General features: G+C 26.6%; 19 protein-coding genes and 1 CRISPR repeat array. Of the genes, 2 read left to right on the top strand and 17 right to left on the bottom strand.

The annotated features are described in order from the left end of the window. Positions 1-54 precede the first annotated feature (54 nt). The 9 genes from Q0984_RS08070 to gatC all read right to left on the bottom strand — a co-directional run bounded on the left by Q0984_RS08070 (position 55) and on the right by gatC (position 9,039). Positions 55-1,671, bottom strand: coding sequence for a CTP synthase (locus Q0984_RS08070; RefSeq protein WP_299526231.1), 1,617 nt, complete (start codon positions 1,669-1,671; stop codon positions 55-57). Positions 1,672-1,896: 225 nt separating this feature from the next. Continuing rightward, positions 1,897-3,027, bottom strand: a complete 1,131-nt coding sequence (locus tag Q0984_RS08065) for an aldo/keto reductase (protein ID WP_299526227.1) — start codon at positions 3,025-3,027, stop codon at positions 1,897-1,899. A 16-nt stretch (positions 3,028-3,043) separates the two neighbouring features. Then, positions 3,044-3,835, bottom strand: coding sequence for an alpha/beta hydrolase family protein (locus Q0984_RS08060; protein ID WP_299526224.1), 792 nt, complete (start codon positions 3,833-3,835; stop codon positions 3,044-3,046). An 83-nt stretch (positions 3,836-3,918) separates the two neighbouring features. Beyond that, positions 3,919-5,289 (bottom strand): MATE family efflux transporter, encoded by a 1,371-nt coding sequence (locus Q0984_RS08055; protein ID WP_299526221.1) that lies wholly within the window; start codon positions 5,287-5,289, stop codon positions 3,919-3,921. A 99-nt stretch (positions 5,290-5,388) separates the two neighbouring features. After that, entirely contained in the window at positions 5,389-6,018 is a 630-nt protein-coding gene (locus Q0984_RS08050; RefSeq protein WP_299526218.1) for a flavodoxin family protein, read from the bottom strand. Between the two features lie 15 nt (positions 6,019-6,033). Then, the gene (locus tag Q0984_RS08045) at positions 6,034-7,266 is read right to left on the bottom strand and encodes a cofactor-independent phosphoglycerate mutase (RefSeq protein WP_299526215.1); all 1,233 of its coding nucleotides are present in this window, start codon (positions 7,264-7,266) and stop codon (positions 6,034-6,036) included. 32 nt (positions 7,267-7,298) lie between these two features. After that, entirely contained in the window at positions 7,299-8,318 is a 1,020-nt protein-coding gene (locus tag Q0984_RS08040) for a homoserine dehydrogenase (RefSeq protein ID WP_299526212.1), read from the bottom strand. A gap of 8 nt (positions 8,319-8,326) precedes the next feature. Continuing rightward, positions 8,327-8,812, bottom strand: coding sequence for an amino acid-binding protein (locus Q0984_RS08035; protein WP_299526209.1), 486 nt, complete (start codon positions 8,810-8,812; stop codon positions 8,327-8,329). An 11-nt stretch (positions 8,813-8,823) separates the two neighbouring features. Continuing rightward, entirely contained in the window at positions 8,824-9,039 is a 216-nt protein-coding gene (gene gatC, locus Q0984_RS08030; RefSeq protein ID WP_299526206.1) for an Asp-tRNA(Asn) amidotransferase subunit GatC, read from the bottom strand. Between the two features lie 248 nt (positions 9,040-9,287). On the opposite strand from gatC, the gene Q0984_RS08025 reads away from it, so the two are divergent. Next, on the top strand, positions 9,288-9,638 hold the full coding sequence (locus Q0984_RS08025) for a hypothetical protein (RefSeq protein ID WP_299526203.1): 351 nt from the start codon (positions 9,288-9,290) through the stop codon (positions 9,636-9,638). Between the two features lie 355 nt (positions 9,639-9,993). On the opposite strand, the gene Q0984_RS08020 is transcribed toward Q0984_RS08025, so the two are convergent. The 8 genes from Q0984_RS08020 to cas8a1 form a co-directional block, all read right to left on the bottom strand. Continuing rightward, the gene (locus Q0984_RS08020; RefSeq protein WP_299526200.1) at positions 9,994-11,424 is read right to left on the bottom strand and encodes an asparagine synthetase B; all 1,431 of its coding nucleotides are present in this window, start codon (positions 11,422-11,424) and stop codon (positions 9,994-9,996) included. Positions 11,425-11,544: 120 nt separating this feature from the next. Beyond that, positions 11,545-17,383: direct repeats of the CRISPR family, unit length 31 nt; unit sequence ATTTCAATCCTATTATAGTCTTATTTTTAAC. A 343-nt stretch (positions 17,384-17,726) separates the two neighbouring features. Then, on the bottom strand, positions 17,727-17,990 hold the full coding sequence (gene cas2 / locus Q0984_RS08015) for a CRISPR-associated endonuclease Cas2 (RefSeq protein WP_299526198.1): 264 nt from the start codon (positions 17,988-17,990) through the stop codon (positions 17,727-17,729). A gap of 5 nt (positions 17,991-17,995) precedes the next feature. After that, the gene (gene cas1b, locus Q0984_RS08010) at positions 17,996-18,964 is read right to left on the bottom strand and encodes a type I-B CRISPR-associated endonuclease Cas1b (protein WP_299526195.1); all 969 of its coding nucleotides are present in this window, start codon (positions 18,962-18,964) and stop codon (positions 17,996-17,998) included. A gap of 12 nt (positions 18,965-18,976) precedes the next feature. Continuing rightward, complete coding sequence (gene cas4, locus Q0984_RS08005; RefSeq protein ID WP_299526192.1) at positions 18,977-19,474, bottom strand: CRISPR-associated protein Cas4; 498 nt, start codon at positions 19,472-19,474, stop codon at positions 18,977-18,979. Between the two features lie 10 nt (positions 19,475-19,484). Then, a complete protein-coding gene (gene cas3 / locus Q0984_RS08000) occupies positions 19,485-21,683 on the bottom strand; it encodes a CRISPR-associated helicase Cas3' (protein WP_299526188.1) in 2,199 nt (732 codons plus the stop codon). A gap of 8 nt (positions 21,684-21,691) precedes the next feature. Further along, the gene (gene cas5b, locus Q0984_RS07995) at positions 21,692-22,312 is read right to left on the bottom strand and encodes a type I-B CRISPR-associated protein Cas5b (RefSeq protein ID WP_299526185.1); all 621 of its coding nucleotides are present in this window, start codon (positions 22,310-22,312) and stop codon (positions 21,692-21,694) included. Next, positions 22,313-23,299: a type I-B CRISPR-associated protein Cas7/Cst2/DevR gene (cas7i, locus tag Q0984_RS07990; protein ID WP_299526182.1), complete on the bottom strand. Its 987-nt coding sequence runs from the start codon at positions 23,297-23,299 to the stop codon at positions 22,313-22,315. Positions 23,300-23,302: 3 nt separating this feature from the next. Then, on the bottom strand, positions 23,303-24,661 hold the full coding sequence (gene cas8a1, locus Q0984_RS07985; protein WP_299526179.1) for a type I-B CRISPR-associated protein Cas8b1/Cst1: 1,359 nt from the start codon (positions 24,659-24,661) through the stop codon (positions 23,303-23,305). A 340-nt stretch (positions 24,662-25,001) separates the two neighbouring features. Here cas8a1 and cas6 point away from each other — a divergent pair, with 340 nt between their 5' ends. Beyond that, the gene (gene cas6, locus Q0984_RS07980) at positions 25,002-25,730 is read left to right on the top strand and encodes a CRISPR-associated endoribonuclease Cas6 (RefSeq protein ID WP_299526176.1); all 729 of its coding nucleotides are present in this window, start codon (positions 25,002-25,004) and stop codon (positions 25,728-25,730) included. Positions 25,731-25,734: the final 4 nt, after the last annotated feature.

Raw genomic sequence — 25,734 nt, 5'->3', positions numbered from 1 at the left:
TTAGATAGAAAATAAAGATATAAAAATGTTTTTAAAATAAAAAAATGAAGAGAATTAATTTTTAGAAAACTCACAAATAGCTTCTAAAAATGATTTAAATAATGGATGGGGCCTATTAGGCCTTGATTTAAATTCAGGATGGAATTGACAACCAATAGCCCATGGATGATTAGGTAATTCAACAATTTCAACTAGGAAATCATCAGGACTAACACCAGAAATAATTAATCCTTTATCTTCCAAGTCTTTTCTATAATCATTATTAAATTCAAATCTGTGCCTATGACGTTCTGCAATATCTTCTTTATTGTATGCTTCATATGTTTTAGTTCCTTTGATAAGCTTACAATCATAAGAACCTAAACGCATAGTTCCACCCATATTTTTAACTTTTTTCTGTTCTTCCATCATATCAATGACAGGATGAGGATTTTCTTTATCAAATTCTGAACTATTAGCATCACTATAACCATTACGTCTTGCAAATTGAGTTACAATAGAATGCATTCCTAAACATATACCAAATAATGGTACATTATGTTCAATAGCATAATCTACAGCATCAAGTTTACCTTCAAATCCTCTTTCTCCAAATCCTCCAGGAATAAGAATTCCATGAAGATTTTTCATAACATCATCATCTAATTTTTCAACATCAGAACTAATATAAATAATGTTAGCTTTTACTCCAACATTAGCTGCAGCATGTTGTAAAGATTCTCTAATACTTATATAAGCATCTTCAAGCTCAACATATTTACCAACAATTCCAATATTCACAATAGGACTTTTAATTTTAAGAGACTCAACTATTTCACGCCAGCCATCAAGTTTTGATGAATCAGGTTTTACATCTAATCCAATCCTATTAACAATTAATTCACCAATATGATTTTCTTCCAGAACTAATGGAACTTCATAAATAGTACTTGCATCAGGAGTGTTTACAACTGCTTTTTGATCTACATCACAAAAATGAGCTATTTTTCCTTCTAAAGCATCATCAATAGGTTCTTGGGACCTACATACAATAACATCTGGATTAATACCCATACTTCGTAATTCTTTTGTAGAATGTTGTGTTGGTTTGGTTTTAAATTCACCAGCAGCATTTAAATATGGTATAAATGTAACATGGACAAACATGACATTATCCTGACCTTCTTCATTTCTAAGTTGTCTTAAAGCTTCCAAGAAAGGTTGACTTTCAATATCTCCAACAGTACCCCCTAATTCTATTAAAACAACATCATAATCATTATTATCAGATATTAATCTAATCATTTCTTTAATTTCATTAGTAATATGAGGAATAACTTGCACACAAGCTCCTAAAAATTTACCTTCCCTTTCTTTAGAAATAACAGATTTATATACTTTACCTGTAGTAATATTAGATAATCCAGGTAATTCAACATCTAAAAATCTTTCATAATGACCTAAATCCAAGTCAGTTTCCATTCCATCATTAGTTACAAAAACTTCACCATGTTGATAAGGGTTTAGTGTTCCTGAATCCCAATTCAAATAAGGGTCTATTTTAATAGCAGCTACTTTTAAACCATAAGATCTTAAAATACGACCCATAGATGCAGAAGTGATTCCTTTTCCAATAGAACTAACTACCCCTCCAGTTATAATTATATACTTTGTCAGAAAAATCCTCTCCATTTTTATAAAAAAAATAATACACTATATAATTTAGTTATTCATAATATATAAAAATTTTTTATGATAACAAGTGAAAATATATTGATTATACACGGGATATGTAAATATATAACACACATGTGTTTTTTGTTAAAAAAATTGCAATAAATAACTAATGAAAAAAACATTTATAATTATATAACACGAAAAAGAAGAGTTAAAAAAAACTCTTCCAATAATATATAATTATAACATTGATTCTAAATCAACTTCCAATAATTCTTCAACATTTTTAAGTTCATCAATAATGTTTATATGTTGAGTACATTTCTTTTCACATTCCCCGCATTGAAGACACATTGATGCAGGTGCATTTTTCTTAGCTAAATTATCATAATAGAAATAATATAAAAACTGAACTTCAATAGCTTGTTTAGCATCATTATATAATGCAAAAAACTTTGATATAGGAATATTAGTAGGACATGAATCTAAACAATAATCACATCCCGTACATGGAACAGCTATTGAATCTTTAATGATTTCAACAACATCATCAATAATTTTTAATTCATCATCAGTTAATGGTTTAAAATTTTTCATATAACTTAAATTATCTTCTAATTGTTCTAAGTTACTAACACCAGATAATACACTTATAACTCCATCTAAACTAGCTGCAAATCTAATTCCCCAAGATGCAATAGATAAATCAGAACTATAATTATTTAATATTTCACTAGCTTTATCCGGAATATTTACTAATGTTCCTCCTTTTAATGGTTCCATTACAATGACATCTTTATTGTATTTTCTAGCTACCTCATAACATTTTCTTGATTGAATACCCTCATTATCCCAGTCTAAGTAATTTATTTGTAATTGTACAAATTCTATAGATGGATGTTCTTTCAATATTTTTTCAAGAGTATCTGCATCATCATGAAAAGAAATTCCAATATGTTTTACTTCACCTTTTTGTTTTAATTCTTCAACAAATTCAAAACAATTTAATTTAGGAACAATACCATTATAAAAATTATTTGTAATATTATGGAGCATATAATAATCAAAATATTCTACCCCACATCTTTCTTTTTGTTCTTGAAATATTTCTTCAAGATTATGTGATGGTTTAAGCATATACACTGGTAATTTGTCAGCTATTAAAACTTCATTTCTTGGATATCTTTCAATAACTGCTTTTTTAACTGCTACTTCGCTTAAACCATTATGATAACCATATGCAGTATCAAAATAATTAAACCCACTTTCAATATACGTATCAACCATTTCAAATACTTGTGGTAAATCTATATCCTCCACCTCATCATTATTACATGGTAACCTCATGCATCCAAATCCAAATTTTTTCATAATATCATCTCTTTTTTTATAAAGGAAGCCATTCTATAAACTCTTTAATATGCTCATTACAAAATTCCCAAGTATGCTCCCCTTGTGATTGTCTAAACTCCACATCAACATTTTTTGACTTTAAGTAATTATAATAATCTAAATTTTCATTATATAAAAAGTCATTATCTCCAACTGCCATGAATATTTTAGGTATTTCTATATTTCTAGCTATTAGATCATCAATTAAAAATTTAGGGTCTTTATCACTACCAATGACTTTATCTAAATCACCAAAGCAAGATTCAGCAAAAGATCTTGAAGATAATAATTCATCAGATTCTCCCCATTTATGAATATCATCAGTTAATAAAGCTGCTGAAATTGCTCCAATATACCCAAAAGTATCATTATATTTTAATCCATTCCTAATAGCTCCATATCCACCCATTGAAAATCCTGCAAGATAAGTGTCTTCTTTTTTATGAGATAGTGGGAAAATATTTCTTGTTATTTCAACAAGTTCACGACCTATAAATTCCCCATAATATTTATGAGAATCCGGTTGATCTACATAAAAACTATTTTCACCACTAGGTAAAACAACAGCAATATTATGGTCTTCCGCAAATTTCTGAATTGTAGTATTTGCTAAAAATATATCATCACTACCAAAAAGACCATGTAATAAATATAATGTTTTATATGGTTTTTCCACAATTTCTTGAGTTCCTTGCAAATAATGTAAGTTATCTGCAGGTAAAATTACACTAATTGATGTTCTTCTCTGAAGTGATTTACACTTAATATCTCCTCTAAATAATACCATAATATCACAACTGTTGCAAACTACAACATAATTTTTAATTTTTTTAATATATAACTTTTAGTATTAATAAGACCATCAACTAATTAAGAAGATACTCTATATTCCATCCATTTATTGCTAAAGTATCTGTAAACATATAAACCGCCTCTCACAAACCAATCAATAAACATAGCAAACCATGTTCCAAATACCCCCATATTAAAGTTTATAGCTAAAATATAAGACAAACCTATTCTGCACGTGAACATTACAATTAAACTTATTACCATAGCCCATTTTGCATCTCCAGCACCTCTAAATAAATTAGGTAAAGTAAATGCTATTGGCCAAATTAAAATTCCCAAAGTACCATGCCAAATAATCATTTTAGCAGATAATGCTGCTGTAGCTGGAGATAAATTATAAAGACTTAAAATGATAGGCAATAATGCAAATATTATAACATTAACAATAATATGACACACAATTACAATTAAAATAATTTTTTTATTATAATATTTGGCCTGTTCATAATCATTTGCTCCAACACATCTTGAAATCACTGCAGTCATTCCTAAATTAATTGCAAAACCAGGTAAAACTGAAAATATTCCAATTGCATAACCTACAGAATTTGCTGCAATAGCTATTGTTCCAAATGTTGAAACTAAACTTAAAACTAATACACGCCCAAATTGGAATAATCCATTTTCAATACCATAAGGAATACCCACATTTAAAACATTTCTAAGAATATTCCAGTCAAATTTATATTTTATAGTTCTCTTAATATGTAATTTGAAGTTTTTATTTAGTGTAAAATACATTATAGCTACTGCTGCTATCAATCTTGAAATTACAGTTGGAATAGCTACTCCTTCAACTCCTAAACCTAAATAATAAATACCAATTGCATTACCTATGACATTTAAAATATCACAAATAACCATTATTTTCATTGGTAAAACTGCATTTCCACTGGTTCTGTAAACTGCTGCACCTGCATTGTAAATAGCAATAAAAGGTATTGAAAAAGCCATGAAAAGTAAATATGTATTTGCATAATCCCATACATCTACTTCAATTTGACCAAATAAAGTACTTATTAAAAATGATTTAATTAATACAACAACAATCATTAAAGCAACTGATGAAATTCCTGAAAACCATACCAGTTGATTAGCAGCATTCCTAGCTTTTTCTATTTTATTATTCCCCAAATATTGTCCTGCTATTACTGCTCCACCAGTAGCTAATGCAGAAAATCCGAAAATTAATAGTTGCATTAAAAAATCAACGAGAGAAACACCTGAAATTGCTGATTCTCCTAATGATGCAACCATTACAGAGTCTGCAAATCCTACAAAAAATTCTAATCCCTGTTCTATAAGTAACGGTAAAAATAATATAAATAATGCTTTATTTGAAAATAAATAATTGTTTGGAGTTTTTATTAATGTTTTAAATAGTCCCATATTTTTATACACCTTAAGAAAAAAAATAATTGTTGTGAAATACAACATTAATTATAAATTTCCCAATATATAATTGTTGCGATAAACAACAATTAATAATTACCTAATAAAATTAGTAGCTATCCTTTCCTCACTTTCATCTACTTTCAACCCAGAATCAACACCTACTTTAATACATTTTAAAAAGAAAGCCATATTACGACCTAATTGCCTCATAACAAATAAACCTTCCTCATCTTTTAAAACTTCATCAGGAGTGTTTCCATGAACTGCATTCCAATAAGTAGAAGATATAATAGGCATTTGAGAAATTGTTGCATATTTATTTAATTGATCAAAAGTTGCAGTTGTTCCTGATCTCCTTGCAGATGAAATAGATGCTACAGGTTTAAATTTAAATGCTACATTTCCTTTATTTGAGTAAAATGCCCTATCTAAAAATGAAGTAATAGCTCCAGTAGCTCCAGCATAATGAACAGGACTTCCAAAAATAAATCCATCAGCATCTTGGGCTTTTTTAACAAATTCATTAACATTATCATTATTAAATGTACATTCACCAATTTGTGCACATTTATTACAACCAGTACATCCAATAATTGGTTTTGAACCTATCCAAAATATTTCTGTTTCAATATCTGATTGGTTTAATGTTTTTTGAATTTCACACAATGCTGTATAAGTACATCCATTTTTATGTGGACTACCATTAACTAAAATTACTTTCATATAAAACTCCCCTACCTAAAAATCATCATTAATAAGTCTATTCATTAAAGTATATCCTTCTTTTTTATCCAAATTACCTTTTAAAACACCTTCTTCATCAAATGACTCGCATTCATCACCCTTTCTATCAGAAGAATAAATAATTAAAGGTACATCATCTCTTGTATGAGTTCCAACAGAAACTGGAGTTGGATGATCAGGTAAAATAGCTGCCTTAAAGTCTTCACCTTTTAAACTATCTAAAACAGGTCCAACAATATATTTATCAATTCTTTCAATAGCTTTAACTTTTTCTTCAGTGTTTGATGCATGTCCCGCTTCATCAGGTGCTTCCACATGTACAAATAATACATCATGATTTTTTAAAGCTTCAATTGCATATTTTCCTTTAGCAACATAATCCGTATCAAAGTATCCAGTAGCTCCAGGAACATTAATAATATCAAAACCTGCAAAAACACCTATTCCTTTTAATAAATCAACACCAGTAATTACTGCTGCATCCAAATCATAAACATCTTTAAAATTAGGTAAACTTGGAGTTACACCTTGACCCCACAACCACACCATATTTGCTGCTTTCTTACCATCAGCTATTCTTTTTTTATTAATTTCATGGTCTTTTAAAATATTTTGAGAATCCCACATGATTTGTTTAATAAAACTTGGTAATTTTTCATCCCATTTATCTCCAGTAGTATTTTCATCTAAATTTTCACCAGCAATATCATGAGGAGGCATAGTTACTAAGTTAGCTAATAATTGTGCATCTTCAATTGTTTCACAGGAATACACAAATAAATGTCTATAACTAACTCCTGGATAAAATTTACCTTTAAAATCATCATATTTTTCATTGAAATAATCATTTAAAGCTTCCATTAAAATCTTAGCTTCCTGAGATGTAATATGTCCTGCATTAAAATCATCCATACACCCATCTTTTTGAGTAATAGTATTGCATCTAAAAATTACATCTTTATCAGTAGTTTCAATACCCATACTACCTGCTTCTAATGGTCCACGACCAGTATAGTAATTTGCAGGGTTGAATCCAAAGATACTCATATTAGCTACATCAGAACCAGGAGTATATTCATCAGGAACATTATTAGTTAAACCTCCAAAACCAGCTTTAGCCATTTTATCAATATTTGGAGTATCAGCTGCTTTAAGTGGAGTCATACCATCTAATTCATCAATTGGATAGTCACTTGAACCATCAGGAATAAAAATTACATATTTCATAATATCATCTAAAAAAAAGTAAAAAAAAATATTTAGTATTTAACTTTTAAAATACTAATTAAATCAGTCAACATCGCAGAAGCAGTTTCAAGAGATCCTGCCCCAAGTCCAATGACACTAACATCCCCAGCAAGGTCAGTACGAACAGTAGCCATATTTAATGTACCACTTAAATCAAAAGCACTGCCTTTTTTAATTAAACGTGGAGATACTTGTAATTTATCTTTAGAAACTTCAGCTATTAATTTAATTATATAACCATCTTTTCTAGCTAAATCCATAGCTTGTGAAGTAATATTTGAAATTCCCTCTACTTCAACATCATCATAAGTAGCATCAATTCCTAAAAGTGAATTAGCCAAAATTACAGTTTTACAAGCAGCATCAATACCTTCAACATCCTGAGTTGGATCTGTTTCAGCTATTCCTAACTCTTGAGATTCTTTTAAGGTGATATCATAGGAGGATCCTTCTGATGCCATTCTTGATAAAATATAATTAGTAGTACCATTTAATATTCCCACAATAGAATTAATTCCACAAGATGACAATGTTTCCTTTGTGAAATTAATTATAGGCATAGCTCCACCAACACTAGCTTCATATTTAAATTCAACATTATTTTTTTGAGCTTCTGATACAACTTCCTTGAATTTTAAAGCTAAATGCCCCTTATTAGATGTTACAACATCTTTTTTGGATTTAAATGCTTTTAATGTTAAAGATAATGCAGGTTCTGCATCAATAATATTAGTTGGAGTTGCTTCCATTAAACAATCATACTCTACAGCATCTAACACATCCAATCCAGATATAGTACTACCATATTCTGGATAATTAGCTAATTTTCCAGATTCTATTTTAGTATTTACAAGTAATTCCTCATCCAATCCATCAGCACAAATTGCAGAAGATGAAGAATCTGCAGCAGCCACTATTTTTAAATCCACATCACATTTTTCTTTAATCATATCTTTTTTTAATGAGATTGCTTTAGCCACACCTTGACCAACTGCACCAAATCCCATTACTATGACTTTACATTCTTTCATATTTATCCCTAAACTTCATTAATCATAAGTAAATCTTTTTCTGCGGCTATTTTACCAATCTTATCAAATACAAATTGTTTTTTGCCAAAATCTGTTTCAATATTAATTAAAGCAGAAGATTTGTCTTCACCATTTAATTTAATGTCAAATCCAACTACATAAACTCCATCCAAAGAGTTAATCTTATCCATAGTGTCTCTAATATCATTATCAACAATATGACCAATTAAAATAGTGCTAACAACTTCTTTTTTAACAACCCCATCCATTGCAATAATGGAAACTCCTAATTCTTGAAATCTTTCAATTACCCTATCAAGACTATCTATTTCGCCTTCTAAAGTAAGTTGAACTGGAATCATTCCTTTTTCGTTTTTAGAATCTCTTTTATGGATTACAGTAACTAGGTTTGCACCAAGACCACTAATTGGATCCAAAACAGAGACAAGCTGTCCTGGAACATCCATAAGTTCTAAAACTAAATCCATTTTCATAAAAAATTCCCCTAATTAACCCAATCTGCTCTTTTAACAACAAGTTTTCCTTCTTTGTCAATGTGAGCATTCCTTAATATTTTTTCAGGATGTTTCTCATGAGATTTATCTTCACGAGTAAGATTTAAATTATCAGTAATATACCAAGTTTCTTCAAGATCTGGAATATCTGCTAAAGTTTCTGAAAACTTGTTTAAAATATTTTCTGCATCTTTTTCAATTTTCATAAATAAATCTCCTATGATTAATATAAATAATAAAAATAATTTTGTTTTTTAATATTAATAAATGTTTATTATAAATTTCCACTAATCTAAAATTACCCATTTTAATATAATTTAACTTGATTAATTTCATCATATTTTAAAATTACAAATAAAACAACTACAAAAATTCAATTACCCGAATAAAAAAATTACTTAAATTCTCTAGAAACATGAAAAAATATAATATTTTATACTACCCAATAATACACATGGAAACTAAAGATTTAATAATAATTACAATTGCAATACTTATAGGTTGTTCAATTATAGGTGGAGCAATATACAGTTTAAATGATAAAACCACATATAATCAAACAAACAAAACAATAAATATAACAAATAATGCTACCACCAACACACCAACAATAGAAAACACAGTAAGTGCAGGTAACACAAACAATAATTATGAAAATGATGTGAGTTCACAAGAAACAAAAGATCCTGGAGCATTTTATAGTGATCAAGCAGGTAGAACAATTTACACTGGAGAAATAGAAACTGGAGACGATGACCATCAATGGAAACATCTTGGAAATAATGAATGGGAAAAAATAGATTAAACACCCATTTTACAATTAAAATTAAATAATTAAATTATTCAATTTTATTTTTACAAAAAAAATTAATTTATTATTTTAAATCAAGTTTTTCTTTAAACAGATTCCTAATTTTTTTCTTTTGATTCTTCAGAATAATACTAATTATATTTAATATATCCTAAAAAGTTTTAATTAAATTATATATAAAACATCTTTTAAAAGTTTTAGATTACCAAGAGGAAAGTTAAATTTTCTCAAAGGGACAAATTAGTCACTTAAAATTTATATAAAACTAAATTAAATAATAACAACCAACACAAGACTCAGATATTTGTTTATGTGATGTAGCTTAAAAAATAGAGTAATAACTAAAACTCTATTTTTTTAAATAATCTTCAATATCAACATCTTTTAAAACTTTTTTTCTTAAAATTTTATCAATACCTGTACCATATTGAGCTGCTTTTTTAGGTCTGTAAGCTATATCCTTATTTAAACCTAAATTAAAAGCTAACTTCCTCAAAATATTTTTACGTAATTTATCTTCACTACCAGATACTTTATACTTAATTGGAATATTCAATGCAAATTCTACAAGCTTTTTATCTAAAAATGGAAGACGTAATTCAACACCATTAGCCATAGAACAAGCATCATCACGTTCCAAATTAACATGATACATATTAGCCAAATCATGTCTTAATTCATCATCCAAAGTATTCTCATTATAACTCTTTAAATATCTATTATAACCTCCAAATAACTCATCAGCACCCTGACCAGAAATAGCTACTTTAATATTATCCTCAGCCACCATTTTAGAAGCTAAATAAACAGTCATTCCCACACCAATCTTCATCAAATTATTTTCACCAATTGCACGAACAACAGGTTTTAAATTATCTTTTACAATATTTTCATTTACATCATGAACTTTTAAAGGAAGACCCAAATAATTAGCAACACACTTAGCCGCTACAACATCTTTGGAATTTTTCCCACCAACAGCATATAAAGTAATTTTTAGATTTTTATTTAAAGAAATTTCTCTAAGTAACAAAGCTATCAAAGAACTATCCACACCACCAGAAAAAATAACACCAACTTCATCTAAATCTTCCACCCTCTTAGAAACAGCAAGTTTAACAAGTTTCTCAAGATTTCTATTATCTGTAGGAATTCTTTTTTGAAAGATATCCCTTTGAGGATATACATCTTCCCAATTATAGAGAATATGTCCTGGTTTTAATGTCCTAATCTCCCCTTTCAAACATTGTTTTGAAGAAGCAAAAGCATCATCCGTATAAAATAAAGGTTTAACACCCAAAGGATCTCTAGCTATTGCTAAATTAATATTATCACTAACAGCAAAAGCATAATCCCCATCTAAAAGATTAATCACTTTTTTAACTGAGTGAAGCAAATCACCATCATAATAAAAATCAATTAAATTAATCAACAACTCAGAATCAGAAGTTATACCCTCATTTTTTGTTAATTTAGCCAATAAATTCTTTAAAGAAGAATAATTATAAATCTCACCATTAAAAACCAAAACTAAATTATTTTTAGCTAATGGCTGAACCTGAGATGTTCTATCTTTAGAACTATGAACAGCAAGTAAATTATGACCCAAACCTAAAGAATAAAAATTATCATCATCAAAATCATTTAAATCTATATTTTTATATACTTTATTATCTAAAGCTATTCCAGAAGCATCAATTCCACGATTTTTAGAGGTTTTTAACATAGCTATTAAATCATCAGCTTTGAAATTACCTTGAATACCCACTATAGAACACATAAAATTACTATGACTTTTAAAGTTTAAAAAAATAATGATAAAAATAAAATTTATCTAAAATTCATTAACTTTTATGTTTTTAACGGAGTTCTAAGTTATTAGCTATTTCATCTAAATAAGATTTCAATTCCAATATGGCCTTATTTTTAACTCAAGAGCTTGAATGGGATTACAGTGAACCTACAGGTATTTCAATCCCAATATGGCATTATTTTAACGAAAAAGAGGAAGAACAGGGCATACGATGGAAACATATTTCAATCCCAATATGGTCTTATTTTTAACGCTAAAAATCGTGCTATTACTGATATTATTGGTACATTTCAATCCCAATATGGTCTTATTTTTAACAAATTAAACCCTGCTTCAGTTGAAGTGGATAAAAGATTTCAATCCCAATATGGTCTTATTTTTAACTAGAAGATCCCTCTTAATAATTTTTAAATCTTTTTCAACATTTCAATCCCAATATGGTCTTATTTTTAACGTGTATTCTATGACAGAATACAATAATATAGTTGAATTTCAATCCCAATATGGTCTTATTTTTAACGAATTCAACATGCAGAATACACCTGTTGAATACAGATTTCAATCCTATTATAGTCTTATTTTTAACAAGACTTCAACAAAATAAGCCGTTTAGTAGAAGCATTTCAATCCTATTATAGTCTTATTTTTAACAAGACTCTAAAAACTCTAAAATGTAATATGTGTTTATTTCAATCCTATTATAGTCTTATTTTTAACATTTTAACCACGGATAATTCCCAGCTGTTTTAATAATTTCAATCCTATTATAGTCTTATTTTTAACGCACTCTGTACGTGACCACCATATGCCCCACCGCGATTTCAATCCTATTATAGTCTTATTTTTAACTTAGATGAGGTAATATTACCTAATGTAGCTCAAATTTCAATCCTATTATAGTCTTATTTTTAACTTATCAATATCAAAACGTTTTCTTATTTCTTTATTTCAATCCTATTATAGTCTTATTTTTAACCGTACCGTCAGCAATAAGAACCAAATTCAATTTAAAAGCATTTCAATCCTATTATAGTCTTATTTTTAACGGGTAGGTGGACACATGCAGAACGAGATGTGAGATCGATTTCAATCCTATTATAGTCTTATTTTTAACGAATTATCTGTATTATCAAATACATCAAATTCATATTTCAATCCTATTATAGTCTTATTTTTAACTGTGTCATCCCCTATTTTTTTATTGCCTATTTTAATATTTCAATCCTATTATAGTCTTATTTTTAACTCCTCCAGAAGAATTAACTGTTATTCAAATGTGTCGATTTCAATCCTATTATAGTCTTATTTTTAACGTCAAATCATAACATGGATTATCATGCTATGGGCAAGTATTTCAATCCTATTATAGTCTTATTTTTAACGAAAAGAGGGAGTAGAAAAATCATTCCTTGAAAGAAATTTCAATCCTATTATAGTCTTATTTTTAACTCCTTTGTCAATTCCATAAACATCAGTTATAGTTTTATTTCAATCCTATTATAGTCTTATTTTTAACGGCTTTGTAAAAATGCCAGAAGTAGTTGAATACATATTTCAATCCTATTATAGTCTTATTTTTAACTTATTCCAGTAGCCCATTCCATACTGCTCAAGGTCCATTTCAATCCTATTATAGTCTTATTTTTAACAATATAATCGCTATCTTTAAAATATTAACCTATATTTCAATCCTATTATAGTCTTATTTTTAACAAAGTATATGTGTATTAACAAAATGAGGGGTTTTTAATTTCAATCCTATTATAGTCTTATTTTTAACTGTGCATACGGACCTGGAGCTAGTCAAAGTTACAGATTTCAATCCTATTATAGTCTTATTTTTAACACATCTGTTCAAAGTGTTGCAGGGTCAAGTGGTATTTCAATCCTATTATAGTCTTATTTTTAACACTACTTATTCTGTTCACTAACTTGTAAGTATCATTTCAATCCTATTATAGTCTTATTTTTAACTTGAACTTGGTATTAATCCTATTTCGTTTTTTATTATTTCAATCCTATTATAGTCTTATTTTTAACTTTAACCTGGTGATTTCATCATTTAATTTTAAAACTATTTCAATCCTATTATAGTCTTATTTTTAACTTACAAGTCCACAAACTGGGCATAATATATAGTTGATTTCAATCCTATTATAGTCTTATTTTTAACTCTTCTTTAGTAGGTTTTTCCATGTTTTGTAATTATTTCAATCCTATTATAGTCTTATTTTTAACAGATCCATCTTAATAATTTTTAAATCTTTTTCAACATTTCAATCCTATTATAGTCTTATTTTTAACCTCCAAGCACAATATTAAATAAATTGGCAGGGATATTTCAATCCTATTATAGTCTTATTTTTAACTGTATTAGTTAAAAGATATACAAAAACCTTTATAATTTCAATCCTATTATAGTCTTATTTTTAACAGGGAAAAGCATGAAGAAGACATTATCATAACCTATTTCAATCCTATTATAGTCTTATTTTTAACACTCCTAATCCTCATCTTACTCCTCTTATTATTCAATTTCAATCCTATTATAGTCTTATTTTTAACACAATAGGGGAGGATTAGACATTGACTAAATATGTATTTCAATCCTATTATAGTCTTATTTTTAACCAGAATGCATATATGAAGACTATGTGCAATAATTTATTTCAATCCTATTATAGTCTTATTTTTAACAAAAAGTATATGTGTATTAACAAAATGAGGGGTTTTTAATTTCAATCCTATTATAGTCTTATTTTTAACCATGGACATATTACAAGTGATGTGTCAAATAATAACAATTTCAATCCTATTATAGTCTTATTTTTAACCTATTTCTTCTCCTAATTTTAATATTTCTCTATCATTTCAATCCTATTATAGTCTTATTTTTAACTGCAAGAAGCAAGTATAAAGGAAGTTATTTTGGATTTCAATCCTATTATAGTCTTATTTTTAACAGGTTTTGATGGCTTCACAATGACTAGGATACATTAATTTCAATCCTATTATAGTCTTATTTTTAACCTTTTACAGCCTGCATCAGCCATAATTCTACGGATATTTCAATCCTATTATAGTCTTATTTTTAACAAGCCCACATATTTTAGCTTTAGGATTTTCAAATTTCAATCCTATTATAGTCTTATTTTTAACAAGGAATAAGAGCAAACCAACAAGGAATTAACTTATATTTCAATCCTATTATAGTCTTATTTTTAACAACAATTATACTTGTATAAAGAATCAGCTTCAAATATTTCAATCCTATTATAGTCTTATTTTTAACAATCCTGGAACATATAATATAACCTCTAAATATCTATTTCAATCCTATTATAGTCTTATTTTTAACTTTTTTGAGAAATAATTAGCTATTTCATCAGCTTTGATTTCAATCCTATTATAGTCTTATTTTTAACGTTATTTATAGCCCGCCCTGATCACGTTATTTGCCATTTCAATCCTATTATAGTCTTATTTTTAACTTGAAAATGGATTACTTTCAATAAGACAAATACACAAATTTCAATCCTATTATAGTCTTATTTTTAACCATCTCATCTCTTTTGCATCACCTACCCCACCAATTTCAATCCTATTATAGTCTTATTTTTAACAGTATATGTGTACTAACAAAATAGGTGAGGAATTAATTTCAATCCTATTATAGTCTTATTTTTAACAGGCCTTATCTTGGAGGTAAATCTGGAACAGGTTAATTTCAATCCTATTATAGTCTTATTTTTAACCAGGAAGAGAATAATGCAGGATTCATATTAAGCAAATTTCAATCCTATTATAGTCTTATTTTTAACATTATAATATAACATAACAAGAAGGAGACCTAAAAAATTTCAATCCTATTATAGTCTTATTTTTAACCTGGACACGATACATTAATAAGTTTTAAAAGCTCATTTCAATCCTATTATAGTCTTATTTTTAACAATGATGATAATGGCTATATTAAACTTAATATAATTTCAATCCTATTATAGTCTTATTTTTAACTATTCCAGTAGCCCCTTCCATACTGCTCAAGGTCCATTTCAATCCTATTATAGTCTTATTTTTAACACGATCTGTTTTACATTACTCATTATGATAAGTTATTTCAATCCTATTATAGTCTTATTTTTAACAATGATTCTGAAGGTAAAATAACTATGATTATTTAATTTCAATCCTATTATAGTCTTATTTTTAACTTTTTTTGAGAAATAATTAGCTATTTCATCAGCTTTTATTTCAATCCTATTATAGTCTTATTTTTAACATGTGAGTTCTGAGTGTGGTTTTGAGCTCACAAAATTTCAATCCTATTATAGTCTTATTTTTAACCTTGAAAAGCTTCACCTAGTTGAAGCAGGGAGGGACATTTCAATCCTATTATAGTCTTATTTTTAACGATGCACGAGCATTACTGCTTGTGTTTTTTATATATTTCAATCCTATTATAGTCTTATTTTTAACCATGCTTGTATTATGTTTTTGGATTTGTTAACTATTTCAATCCTATTATAGTCTTATTTTTAACTTAAATGTCCTATTGAAATAAGTTATATTATATACATTTCAATCCTATTATAGTCTTATTTTTAACTGAAATTAAGTAATTAACTATTTCTGATGTGGATTCATTTCAATCCTATTATAGTCTTATTTTTAACTTGACTAAAAAACAACAAAAAGGCAGGATTAAAATTTCAATCCTATTATAGTCTTATTTTTAACTGTGTCCTCCCCTATTTTTTTATTGCCTCTTTTAAATTTCAATCCTATTATAGTCTTATTTTTAACTAGAGGCAAAGACGCAACACATAGCAGTTATTTTAATTTCAATCCTATTATAGTCTTATTTTTAACATGAAGTCATATCTAGACTACTAGAACAGACACATTTCAATCCTATTATAGTCTTATTTTTAACTTAACATATTTTAATAATTCATTAGCATTAACTAAATTTCAATCCTATTATAGTCTTATTTTTAACGAGGATGTAATGAAATCTGTAGCTTATTATAATATAATTTCAATCCTATTATAGTCTTATTTTTAACATTAACTTCAGTATATGCACATGGAGGCTATAATGGATTTCAATCCTATTATAGTCTTATTTTTAACCATGAAATTAGATAAAAACCTAACTGTCATGAGGCATTTCAATCCTATTATAGTCTTATTTTTAACATGATGAAAAGAAATCAGAACTCTTAGATGACAAAATTTCAATCCTATTATAGTCTTATTTTTAACTTTTTTGAGAAATAATTAGCTATTTCATCAGCTTTAATTTCAATCCTATTATAGTCTTATTTTTAACAAAAACCTATGATAATAACAAGATTAGAAAATATCATTTCAATCCTATTATAGTCTTATTTTTAACTGTACTTTTTACCATTCTTATCAATAACATAATGATTTCAATCCTATTATAGTCTTATTTTTAACAATAACAAGATTAGGGGCCTTAACTGTTTTATGTATATTTCAATCCTATTATAGTCTTATTTTTAACGATTTTTCATTTAATTAGTGTATGTATTACCCCTAAATTTCAATCCTATTATAGTCTTATTTTTAACATTTCCTCATTTTCTCTTATTTTTGTTTTTAACCATTTCAATCCTATTATAGTCTTATTTTTAACCTCCTGAGTTTTGTTTATTTCATCAGTTAAAAATTTCAATCCTATTATAGTCTTATTTTTAACCCTTTCTTTAAATTTATCTAATTTTATTTTTGAACTATTTCAATCCTATTATAGTCTTATTTTTAACATTAATGATTCAGCTATTTATAGATTTATGTTAATTTCAATCCTATTATAGTCTTATTTTTAACTAACCACTCACATAGTCTTGTTTCATCAACTACTGAATTTCAATCCTATTATAGTCTTATTTTTAACAGGGCAAATTTTTTCTCAAAAATGCCATATACAGTCTATAATTTATTTATTTAACTACTTAAAATTGTTGATGTTGAAAAATGTTAGTTATTTATATGATTCAACAATTAATTTTAAATCATTGAAAATAAATAATAAACCTCAATTTATTTTAAAATAAAAAAAATAAACAAATTGAAAAAGAATAATGCCTTTTAAATAAATAAAATTTAAAAAATGAAATAAAAAACGAATTAATTCAATAACTAAAAAGTAATCAAAGTTGAAAAAAAATAGATAAATAAATTAGTTAAAATCTGTTTAAATCAATATAAAGTTAATAAAAGTATTGAAACTGGAAAAATCATAATATTTCACAGATGGGTGCTTTTTCAATACCTAACACTTCACGGTTCATGACTTCAGCCATCCGTAATTTATATATTATGATTGAATCAAATTCTTCATCAATTATATTCATTAAGCCTTCATGGATAATCTTAAATTCGCTTTCACTAACTTCTCCTTCAAAAACAGAATTTTGAATCCAAAATAGATATTGTCTTAAAAATGATTTAACTTTATTAACTCTATCAACTTTAATATCATAAACTATAATTACATACATGATTATTACCATCCACTTACAAAAGGATCATATTTTTCAATTCCTAAAATATGTTTTTTAAGTTTATAGGCTTCTAATCTAATTAATCTTTGATAAGAAACATTTTTCTTTAATTTTTTATGTTTAATTGTTTTTTCGAGACGTTTATTGTATTCTTTTATGAATTTATTTCTTCCTTTATCATTTAAAAGACAACAATTTAAATCTTCATTGAAATCTTTTTTAGAGAGCATTTTTTTATTAACCATGTAAAAAATGAGTCGATCAACAAAAATTGGTTTGAATATTTCACTGAGATCCAAAGATAATGAAAATCTTCTTTCAGAGGGTTCATGAAGATAAGATATTGTTGGATTTAACTGAGTATTATATAATTCTGTTAGAACAGTTGAATACATCATAGAATTTCCAAAACTAATAAGTGAATTTATCATATTTTTAGGAGGTTGCCTTGACCTACCATTCATTTTAAAATCTTCTGGAAGTATTTCATCAAATTTAGAATAATATTCTGAACGAATTCTACCTTCAACATTCATTATTTCAGTTATTTTATTTGTAGAATTCAATTCCAGTAATGTTTCTTCAATATTACTTTCAATTTTGTAATAAGATAATACTTTTAAAATATTATTCGCTGCACCTTCAACAAATAATTTAGCTAATTCTAATCTTTTTCGAATATTTAAATAATAATCTGCTTGTTTTACTAGCAAATCACCAGATAACAATGTTTCACGAGGATAATAAGATCCCGAATAAAATCCATAATAATTAAAAAAATGAATAGGAATCCCATTTTTAGATAAAAGATTCATTACTTGTGATGAAAAAGTTATCTGACCATAAGCATAAATTGCATACATTTTATTAATGGGAATTGGTTTTTTACCTTTTTCATTGACAAAATAGATAGTATTTTCTTTTCGTTTAAGAATACCTTCAGATAATATATAATAATTCTTTTTTGACATATGAACACACTACTATGAAAAACAAAACTCAAAATAAGCACATTTATTACAAATTCTTTTCTTTTTAGGTTTAGGCATCGAATTACTAATTATACATTCAATATTATCAATTATTTCAAATAATTCATTTTCTTTTTGATTGGTTAAAGTTATTTTTTCCTTTTTACGAATATTAGGATAATCTAAAAATCCTACAACATTTTCAATATCCTTCTCATTTTTTAAATAAAACATATAATACAAAAGTTGATATTCATGAGCTAAATTCATTTTCTGAGATTTCTTTACCTCATGAATTTCAACAGAATCAGTTATTTTAATGAAATCAACATTAATTAAATTATCAATAAGAAACTCTTTTTCTCGTTTAAATGTAGTTTCATGTAAATGCTTGCCTAACTTAACATTCTCATGCCCATCTTCCAACTGAATATTATGAGAAAATAACCATAACTTAGTTTTACATATAAAATAATAATTAATTTGAGTTCCATTAATCCTAGAAATCATAAAATCTCACTTATAAAATAGTAGATTCTTCTTCAGACAACTTCAATCCAATCTCTGAATCATACATAACATCAATAAAATATGTGTCCTTACTAAACTCAACATTATTTTCAGCTTTAAGTTTGAAAAATTGCCCTTTACTAATTGACAAACAATAACTCATAGCTTCATAATATTGATTATTACTTATTTTTTCCATATATTTTTCCCTAAACTTCTGAGGAACAACATCATAAGAATCAAAAAGATTATAAAAATTAGAATCATTATTGAAATTTATAAAAGGTACAATATCATTTAACATTCCTTTAAAGGAATCTTTTACTGTATTAAATATTTCTTGATCCTGAGAATTATATCCTCCACTATACACATAATCAATAATATCTTGAATTTTACTTTCTTTTAAAATATCAAAATTACTTAAAACATCCAATGTTTTAGCAACCAACTCCTGATTATAGATATACTTATCATTATCAGAACCTATTTTGAAAATATTAACATCTTTAATAATATTATTTCTCCATCCTCTACGATTAACCCTACCAAATCTTTGAATTAATGCATCTAAAGGTGCAGGTTCAGAATATAAAACATCATAATCAATATCTAAAGAAACTTCAATAGCTTGAGTACCTACTAACAAATCCAAATTATCTAAATTCTTTTCTATTTTTTCTCTATCTTTTAGTATGAATCTACTATGTAACAATGCTGCATTATCTACACCATTCTCCTTAAACCATTCAAAAATATTTTGAGATTTATCCACAGTATTACACACAATCAAAACTTTTTTACCAGAATTAATATCATCCAAAATGTTTTCAAAATAATTTTCAATAGAATTATCAATTATATTAACTTTATGACGAGTAAATGAATCTAATTCATCAGAATCTAAAGATATAATATTAGAAATACCTAATTCCTGTGCAAAGATATCTTTTAGAAAAGATGGTAAAGTAGCAGACATTATAAAAATATTAACATTAAATTTATTCTTCAAAACTTTAAGAGATTCCAATAACAAACAAGTTACTCTAGCATCATATGCATGAATTTCATCTAGAATTAACAAACTATTTGCTAATTCAGACAATCCCATTTCAAAACCTTTAACTCCAAAAAAGTATTTAATAAATTGAAAAGGTGTTAAAATTTTATAAGGCCTATATATTTTCTTTGTTAAATTCTGAATATTTTTAGCTTGTAATTTAGATTCTTCATAATCCTCTTTCAGAACAGATTGATAAATAAAATAAGATGCTTTTCCATGAGAAAGACCTACTAACTCATTAGTTCCCAAATCTTTAATTAATCTTGTATACATTGCATTTATACTTGCTGTAAACGGTAAAACATAAAAAATTCTTTTAGAATAACTATCATTTTGATTATTATCAGCCCATAAAAAAGAAGCTTCTGTTTTACCACTACCTGTTGGAGCTATTAAAAAACTACTTCCTTTTGTTTTAGAAGCAATTACTTGTGTTTTCCTTAATGAACCAAAATTATACAAATCACCATTTTTCACTGCTGGAAGTATTTCATATTTTGATCCGGAAGCTAAATAATCACAAGCATTCATAAATCCTTTTAAAAAATAACCATAAACTCCATGTAATTCACTATAATTGCTTAATTTAAATTCTTTAAAATAATTAGATACTGTTTGATTATAAACACTTTTTAAATCATCAAATGATATTTTACTGGGGATTTTTAATTTATAACCTAAATATTTTTGACTTAAATCTGGGACAAAATCAAAATAAGACAATAATTCTTCAAAATTAGGTTTTAATTCCAATAATTTCTCATTAAAAAGACGTTTGCCTTCAGTTCCTTTTATTGGATAATCTTTTCTTAACTTTTTAACATCTTTATGATGAGTTATTATTGTTAATCCAATTGCATTAATAGTGAATTCTGAGAAAATGTCATTTAAAGAGCTGATAAAACATGCAGATAATATTTCATGCCTATAACCCCAAAAATTATTTGATTTTAATGAATTTTGAAACCCTACAGCTGCTTTACCAAAATCATGGAAAAATAAAATATAAAATAGATGTTCCCAAAAATCAGGAACACCACAAATATCAGGAACATCAGAATAATACTCTTTAATACTTTTAAAAACTTTTAAAGTGTTTTCAGTATGCTCCAATAATGTTTCATCAGGTTTAGCTAAAATAACCATAGTATCACTTATCTATGAATCCAAACTCCCCAATTTAACTCAGAATCAAAACAGCACTCACCAGAATAATCAAAAAATTTATCCATTAATAAAAATGGTTTAGTACCTAATGCTTTTCTAGGAATTGAATCTGAAAAGTAAGTAGGTAATGCTTGAATAATTCCAAATGCCTCATCAATACCAAAAGGCAATATCGTTTTACCTAATTTAACATCATTTTTTATTTCCATTTCAACTTCTTTAATTTCACTAATAATAGCTAAATCTGAAGATCTTCCAAGTAAAATTGGATATGTTGGGTTTTTAAAATATTTTTTAAATTCCAAATTATCAAGATACAAATATAACCTCGGATTAAATAAGAATTCCCTTTTAACTACATTAGATTTATTTCCTTTTAATCCTTTTAATTCATAGATTGTTTCTAAATCTACTGCCTTAGATTCATAACTAAAGACAAAACCAACGTTTGTTTCATCAGGAGTAACTAACTCCCCTTTAGCTGCAGATAATAAACCATAAATTGTACTTAAAGGAGGAACTGGCAAAGTTGGTTGAAATCCACTTATAAATGCCGGATATCTAAATGAAGCAGTCCACCCCTCAATTAAAATCCTTAAATATTTCATTTAAATCAACTTAGGAATTTCATCAGAAAATTTATCTGTTATTTCTTTAATAGTTCCAACATGAATATTCTCTTTTTCTCCAGCATATTCAATTATTTCATCTTGAGTATCTTTTAAAAATCCAGTTCTCATACCAATGAAAATATCTGATTTAATAATATCTGAATAATCAGAAATTACTTCATCTAATGCATTTAAATCAAATATAAGTTCTCCTTTTTCTTCACGAACAATATTCATGAAAATATGATTACCCCCATCAATAGCTGCAAGAACTATTATTTTTGGAGTTACATCAGTCAAATGTGATGTGGATTTAGCACCTCCAGACAAATAAGGTAATGCATTAATAACATCTTGAGCACGTTTAATTCTAATGCTTTTATCCATTATCCATGCATTATTTTCATGTTCTAATCCTTTTTCTTCAGCTAATTTCAATAAATCATTAGACATATTCTTATATCCAGTTTTTTCACTTTCAGAGAATACTCCAAGACATCCTAAATCAATTGAAAAAATACCTTTTAAAATATTTGAATAAAACTCATGTTCATAAGGTACAGGATCACCTTCATGACGAGACATAACACCAAAATCTTCAGTAGGATTTTGACCAATTACTGCTATCAAAGGAGAATTTTTTAAAGGAGAAATTCTTGTAACAGTACCCCCTTCTTTTTTAGACATAGCTCTCATATATCCAAAAACATCATCATCCGGATAATCAATAGGATTTGCACTAGTAAATGCAATTTTTTTCTCACGACTAATTGGAGACATTTCCCACCTAAATTTATTTTCCAAAGTTTCTCTCCACCAATATCTTAAAGCCTGACCAGAAACATAAGGATATCTAGTCATTCCTTTCCTAATAGTTTTAACTCTAACAATATTATCTGTTCTATCTCCAGCATCAGATCCTGCATTATTAAGTGCAGAATGAGGTGCATCAATTAACATTAATCCCACAATATTATTTGGCATTTTTTATTCCTCCAATAATTCTTCTTCTGAAATTTCTTCAACAAAATCATTTTCAACCATCCAATTATGTAGATTTTCATATATTCTGAAAAGTAATAAATCTTGGGTTTCTTTCCAAGTTAAATTACCCTCAGGGAACAAATTAATCACATAATCATCAAAAGTAAATAATAAATCATCATCATTTTTAATCTTATTTTTAAGAATTTTCCTTAAAACATTTCTAAAATTATTATATGAAGATGCATTCTCCAAACTAGATAATGTTTTTTTACTATCATTAATTTTAATATAATCTGATAATTTATCCCCAACAGTTTTTATTGCTTCAATTCTTTTTTCATCCATTTTTCTGACCTCTCTCATGTATGCATTGACTAATTTCCATGAACAATATGTTTTTTTATGTTTAAAGTTGTAAAAATATTTTAAAATAGATCTATTCATCAATAAATTATTATAAACATTATTTGGTTTATTTTTGTAATAATAATTTTTTTTATCTTTGTCAAAAGTTTCCTCTTTATCCCACTTAACATATTGATATCCTTTTTTAAGAATAAATTTCCAGTTATACTTATCTTCTGACGGAATATCTACTAAAAAATTAAAAACATCAATTGGTAAAGTATAAATCTCTAATTCAGGACCTTGATTATAATTTGTGAAATAATAAAAGTTTAAAGAAGGATTTTCATCATCCCACAAATCAGATGAATCTATTACTTTTGTAATAATCTCAAAAATTGCATTAACTGGTCGTGTAATACCATCATTACAACACCCAGCATAATTATTTAACGATACTTGAGTATTAACATTTTGAATAGTTTCTTTAGCCCAAAGTTTCATTACTAACTCAGAATCAGAATTTAATAAAATAAATTTACCCCCGCAAGTATACATTAGCAATGGAGAAAATTGAACTAAAATAGCACATAATGAACAGTAATCTGCTCCTTCATTAGCAAATGAAAAATAATTTTTCAAAGATTTAGAACCAGTTAATGGAATTATACTTTTTCCAAAGACATATTCAGCATTTCTTCTACCACATCCCATACAAGAACCATTGTCTTGAATATCTTGAATACATTCAATCTCACTTTTTAATTCATTGAAATATTTTTCCGAACGATCCCCTTTAATAGCATTATTAACTAAAGGAGAATTTGGAAAAATACTATACATATTTTTATTCCAACCATCCTTAAGATACAGTTTAGAAATAAATTTTGCCTCATTTTCTATATCGCCAATAGTAATATCCTCTATTGGCTTATTTAACTTAACACTTAATGCAAAAATACCTGCATCAATAAAAGGATTCCCAGTTATTTTTAAATTTAAATTTATAGACATATTTCCTCCTTTTTAATCCGATTATCCTAAAATAGACTGATTTTAAAAATACCATCATTTTTCAAACACAAATTGTACTGATTGTACAATCATAAATTATATAAAACAAACTATTTAAAATTAACCCAATGATAGTATTATTAAAAAAAATTTCACATAACATGTTGAATTAAAGATAATAGATTGTTATTAAATATATATTAAAACTAGATACATATAAATGTAATGGTTTAAGTTTAAACAAATACACCTGAGAAAAAGAATTCTATAAATATTATTCAAAATTGATTTTGAATTTAAACAAAAATTATTTTAATCACAGCCAATAAACAAAATATTAATGAGACTCAAAATTATCTTAAAAGGAAAAAATAACTTTAAAGTTCCATTTAATTACAATCACATATTATCATCTATAATCTATAATAAAATAGCTGATTTAGATTTTGCTGATGAATTACACTCTTCAAAATCATTTAAATTTTTTACATTTTCACAAATACATATTCCTAAGAGAAAAATTGTTAAAGATGGAATAATAGTTAAAGATGGAATTATTAGTTTTTACATATCTTCACCTAATGATTTTTTAATTAAAAGTCTTGTTGATGGATTTCTCGAGGATTTAGAAATAAATTTTCAAAATCAGATATTAAAAATTCAAAAAATTGAAGCTTTAAAAACACCTGATTTTTCATCAAAAAGTGAATTTAAAACTTTATCTCCAATAATTGTTAGAACTAAAAAAGAAATAGATGGCGAACTTAAAATCTGGGATCTTGCTCCATCAGATAGATTTTTTAACTCATTGCAAAAAAATTTAATAAAAAAATATCTTAAATTTAATAATTTAACAGAAACTGATAAAAAAATAGATATCTATTCTGAAATGAATTTTGTAAAAAGAAAAAGAATTTCAATTAATAAAGGTGCATTTACAACACACCATAGGGCTTACATGATGGATCTTATTTTAGACGGAGATATGGATTTAATTAAATTTGCATATGATGTTGGAATTGGTGAAAAAAATTCAATGGGATTTGGAATGATTAAATTACTAAAATAAAACT

Origin of the sequence: uncultured Methanobrevibacter sp. (assembly GCF_934746965.1) — an archaeon.
Classification (GTDB): Archaea; Methanobacteriota; Methanobacteria; order Methanobacteriales; family Methanobacteriaceae; genus Methanocatella.
This window is presented reverse-complemented; position numbering and strand designations above follow the sequence as displayed.

What these genes read in the sequence shown, in the direction of transcription:
- Q0984_RS08070 (WP_299526231.1), bottom strand. Translation starts at nt 1,671, where the DNA reads ATGGAGAGGATTTTTCTGACAAAGTATATAATTATAACTGGAGGGGTA.
- Q0984_RS08065 (WP_299526227.1), bottom strand. Translation starts at nt 3,027, where the DNA reads ATGAAAAAATTTGGATTTGGATGCATGAGGTTACCATGTAATAATGAT.
- Q0984_RS08060 (WP_299526224.1), bottom strand. Translation starts at nt 3,835, where the DNA reads ATGGTATTATTTAGAGGAGATATTAAGTGTAAATCACTTCAGAGAAGA.
- Q0984_RS08055 (WP_299526221.1), bottom strand. Translation starts at nt 5,289, where the DNA reads ATGGGACTATTTAAAACATTAATAAAAACTCCAAACAATTATTTATTT.
- Q0984_RS08050 (WP_299526218.1), bottom strand. Translation starts at nt 6,018, where the DNA reads ATGAAAGTAATTTTAGTTAATGGTAGTCCACATAAAAATGGATGTACT.
- Q0984_RS08045 (WP_299526215.1), bottom strand. Translation starts at nt 7,266, where the DNA reads ATGAAATATGTAATTTTTATTCCTGATGGTTCAAGTGACTATCCAATT.
- Q0984_RS08040 (WP_299526212.1), bottom strand. Translation starts at nt 8,318, where the DNA reads ATGAAAGAATGTAAAGTCATAGTAATGGGATTTGGTGCAGTTGGTCAA.
- Q0984_RS08035 (WP_299526209.1), bottom strand. Translation starts at nt 8,812, where the DNA reads ATGAAAATGGATTTAGTTTTAGAACTTATGGATGTTCCAGGACAGCTT.
- gatC (WP_299526206.1), bottom strand. Translation starts at nt 9,039, where the DNA reads ATGAAAATTGAAAAAGATGCAGAAAATATTTTAAACAAGTTTTCAGAA.
- Q0984_RS08025 (WP_299526203.1), top strand. Translation starts at nt 9,288, where the DNA reads ATGGAAACTAAAGATTTAATAATAATTACAATTGCAATACTTATAGGT.
- Q0984_RS08020 (WP_299526200.1), bottom strand. Translation starts at nt 11,424, where the DNA reads ATGTGTTCTATAGTGGGTATTCAAGGTAATTTCAAAGCTGATGATTTA.
- cas2 (WP_299526198.1), bottom strand. Translation starts at nt 17,990, where the DNA reads ATGTATGTAATTATAGTTTATGATATTAAAGTTGATAGAGTTAATAAA.
- cas1b (WP_299526195.1), bottom strand. Translation starts at nt 18,964, where the DNA reads ATGTCAAAAAAGAATTATTATATATTATCTGAAGGTATTCTTAAACGA.
- cas4 (WP_299526192.1), bottom strand. Translation starts at nt 19,474, where the DNA reads ATGATTTCTAGGATTAATGGAACTCAAATTAATTATTATTTTATATGT.
- cas3 (WP_299526188.1), bottom strand. Translation starts at nt 21,683, where the DNA reads ATGGTTATTTTAGCTAAACCTGATGAAACATTATTGGAGCATACTGAA.
- cas5b (WP_299526185.1), bottom strand. Translation starts at nt 22,312, where the DNA reads ATGAAATATTTAAGGATTTTAATTGAGGGGTGGACTGCTTCATTTAGA.
- cas7i (WP_299526182.1), bottom strand. Translation starts at nt 23,299, where the DNA reads ATGCCAAATAATATTGTGGGATTAATGTTAATTGATGCACCTCATTCT.
- cas8a1 (WP_299526179.1), bottom strand. Translation starts at nt 24,661, where the DNA reads ATGTCTATAAATTTAAATTTAAAAATAACTGGGAATCCTTTTATTGAT.
- cas6 (WP_299526176.1), top strand. Translation starts at nt 25,002, where the DNA reads ATGAGACTCAAAATTATCTTAAAAGGAAAAAATAACTTTAAAGTTCCA.